The sequence below is a fragment of the Fretibacterium sp. genome (assembly GCF_057312375.1).
In genome coordinates, this window is sequence record NZ_DBHLDX010000111.1 from 1 (window position 1) to 3,079 (window position 3,079).

The 3,079-nt window shown below is 59.3% G+C and carries 2 protein-coding genes; both read right to left on the reverse strand.

The features are described 5' to 3' along the window. Positions 1 to 216 precede the first annotated feature (216 nt). Positions 217 to 609, reverse strand: a complete 393-nt coding sequence (locus ACO41U_RS10185) for a flagellar protein FlaG (RefSeq protein WP_485943702.1) — start codon at positions 607 to 609, stop codon at positions 217 to 219. Between the two features lie 160 nt (positions 610 to 769). Then, the coding region (locus ACO41U_RS10190) for a flagellin (RefSeq protein ID WP_485943704.1) at positions 770 to 3,079 on the reverse strand (2,310 nt) is incomplete at its 5' end.

Consider the following 3,079-nt stretch of genomic DNA (forward strand, 5'->3'; position numbering starts at 1 on the left):
TGAGGCGGTATATCCTTCCCTGCTCCAGCTCCGCCTCGATTTGCCCTTCCGTCACAGGCCCCAACGCCGGACCGATCAGCTCACCGTCGCGTTCCCGCTCTACATCCTCCATGTCCCCACCCCTTTACACTATTATACAATCGGCCTAAAAAACCAGCCGGAGGGACGCCCCTCCGGCTGAATCGGCAAATCAATGCGAAACGGACGAAGCGCCCGCTACGCCACCACGTCCAGGCGCTCGCTGAGCGCCTTGTGGATCTGCTTCACCATCTCGATGATCTCGTCCGCGGGAATCCGGCGCACCACCTGGCCGTCCTCGTTGTTGACGACCTGGATCTGCACCATGTCCGCCTCCTCGATCACCTCGTATTCCAGGTGCCGGTCCGGCGCCAGGAGGTTCACCACCTCCAGCACCTTCTCCAGCACGTCCTTCTGCGCGTCGCGGTCCGGCTCGCGCTCCGGGGACGCCGCGGGGTCCTCCCGCAGGGCCTCCGGCGCAGCCTGCGCGGCCTCCGGGGGACGCACGCCCTCCGGGACGCCGCCTCCCGCCGCCGGCAGGGCCTCAGGGGCGGCGGGCAGGACAGCCTTCGCGCTCAGGTTCACCTGCATGGCCTCACCCTGCTTTCCGTCTGCTCTCGATGCGCTCTCAAGGGAATGTTTTTTAGAACACGCCGTCCTTGCAAAAAGGGGGGAGGGGGACATCCCCCGCCCCCCGCGCCCGACGCTTTACGCCTCAGGCTGCTTCCCTTCCCTCAGGCGATGCGGGAAACTACCGGATCAGGGTCAGGACGCTCTGCGGCAGCTGGTTGGCCTGCGCCAGCATCGACGTGCCGGCCTGCAGCATGATCTGCAGCTTGGTGAAGTTCATCATTTCCTTCGCCATGTCCGTGTCGCGGATGCGGCTCTCGGCGGAGGTGATGTTCTCCGTGGCCGTGTTCAGGTTGTTGATGGTGTGCTCCAGGCGGTTCTGGTACGCGCCCAGCTTCGCCCGCTGCGTCGACACCCTGTCGATGGCGTTGTCGATCACCGTGATGCTCCGCGCCGCGCTCTCGCGGTCCGTCACCAGCACCTCATTCAGGCCCAACGCACGACTCCGCATGTCGCCGATGTTGACGCCCATGTCCTCGCCCTCGTTGGCGCCGATCTGGAACACCGTCGTGTTGTCCGCCAGGTGCAGGACCGTGTGGTATTCCTTCGAGGAATCGTACACGTACTGCTTCTTAGCGTAATCCCAGTTTGCGATGACTCCCGCCATGGCATCGAACTCTACGTCGATGTTTGGGTGCAGAGCACCGATCAGCTTGTTGCCCGTCGTCCTGGCACCGCTCACAACGACCTTTCCGGTATGAGCATCCGTGATGTCAACCGAATAGTTACTCTCCTTGGAGTTTTGAATCACGTTCAGCGACAGTGCCTTCACCAAGTCCTCGTCGCCCGCGAAACTCAGTTTGCCCGTAGCGCCCGGGACCACGGAGCGAATCACGAACGTACCGGCCACGGACTCGGAGCCCGACTCCCCGTCCTTATTCACAAATACCGCAAAGTTGCCAGCGTTATCGACGTACGCGCTCTGTCCCAGCCCCGTGCCGATTGCCTCGTTGAGCTTCTGGGCCAAATCGCCCAGCGTATCGTTGGCATAGAGCGTGATCTTCGCCTGCTTGCCGTCGCCCTGAGTGATGGTGAGGGTCTGCGGATCCTTCAGCATAAAGCGTCCCTGGGCGTCCCAGAACTTGTCCAGATCGCGCAGCTTCACGTCGCTCCTCGCTACCTGACCGACAAAGCCTACCTCGAAGCTGGCGAGCGGCTTACCAGCTGCCGTGCCTTCTATCTTATTGTTGTTGGTACTCAGGACGATATCGCCCTCGTAGACCTTGCCGTTCTTGCTGTTCAGATAGAAATTCTTGAAGTGCAGTTCTTTGTTCTTGACATCGTCGGCCTTCAGGCCATAAGTCACGTCCGCATCCGTGATTTTGCCCCACGACTGTTCCCACTTGTCGTTCGCCGTTCCCTTGACCTTTACGCTTACATCCGCCCCTGTGCCACTGGCAATGTTGTAGACCAGCTTGTTGCCCTTCTTGAACGTGTCGGTCATATTAGCTTTCAGCGTGAGCTTGACCGCATCATTGCCCAACAGTCCATTCAAAACCGAGATGTCGCTCCCCTCGGTCAAAGTCACCTCTTCGGTCTTTGTGGACGTAACGCCTTTGGCATCTATGGCGTTGGCCGTCACCTTCATTGTGATGCTCTTGGCCGCGGTATTGACGTCCGTCACCTCAAGCAAGACATTGGCGTTTTTCGATGGGGCGTTCACCGCAATTCCCAGCTGCTGATCCACGGTAAGCGTTTTTGTGGCATGCGCAGTCCACTCAGAGGATTCCGTTCCAAAGATACTTTGAGCATCCGCATTCACCGCCCGGATCTTTTGAGCCTCAAGGACACCAACGGTATCCGGTTTGGTGATCGTGAACTTACCACCCGCCTGCGTCACCGTCACGTCAGCCCAGATTCCAGCCTTGCCCTGTATCGCAGTCTGTAGTTTCGTTGCAAGATCGGCTGCAGTAGCGGTTGCAGTCGCTATATTGACAGTAATCTGATCAGACCCCATACTAAAGACAAGGTCCTTACCTGCATAGTACCCTGATACCCCTTGTGTACCAGGTGCAACGCCATCGGTAATCGTAGCCGTGCCTGCTAAAACCTGTTTCCCCACCCGCTTGGGGTCGAAGCCATACTGCCCGGTCAGCACTGCCGAGGTGCCCGCCGGGGCCGGTGTAAAGGCATCAATATTATACGTGCCCGCCGGAAGGTTGTCCGTCTTCACGGAGTCCACGCCATTCGCCTTGTTGGTGCTGACGTTCATCAAAACGTCCGAGTGCTTGATCTTGAAGATGTCGCTCTTTTTGATCTCGGCCTGCCCTGCTTCGGCCTGAATCTTGATGTTGTAGTTGCCCTCAAGGGCCTTCTTCTGGCCGAACTGGTCGATCTGCCGCAGGCCGCCGTTGACGATGGCCTTCGTGTTCAGGCTGTCGCTGCTCCACAGCACCGCCGCGTCGCCGTTCAGCAGCTTCTTCTTGTTGAA

Bases quoted from the DNA above. Each gene is read 5' to 3' on its own strand.
- ACO41U_RS10185 (WP_485943702.1), bottom strand. From the start codon at position 609: ATGCAGGTGAACCTGAGCGCGAAGGCTGTCCTGCCCGCCGCCCCTGAG.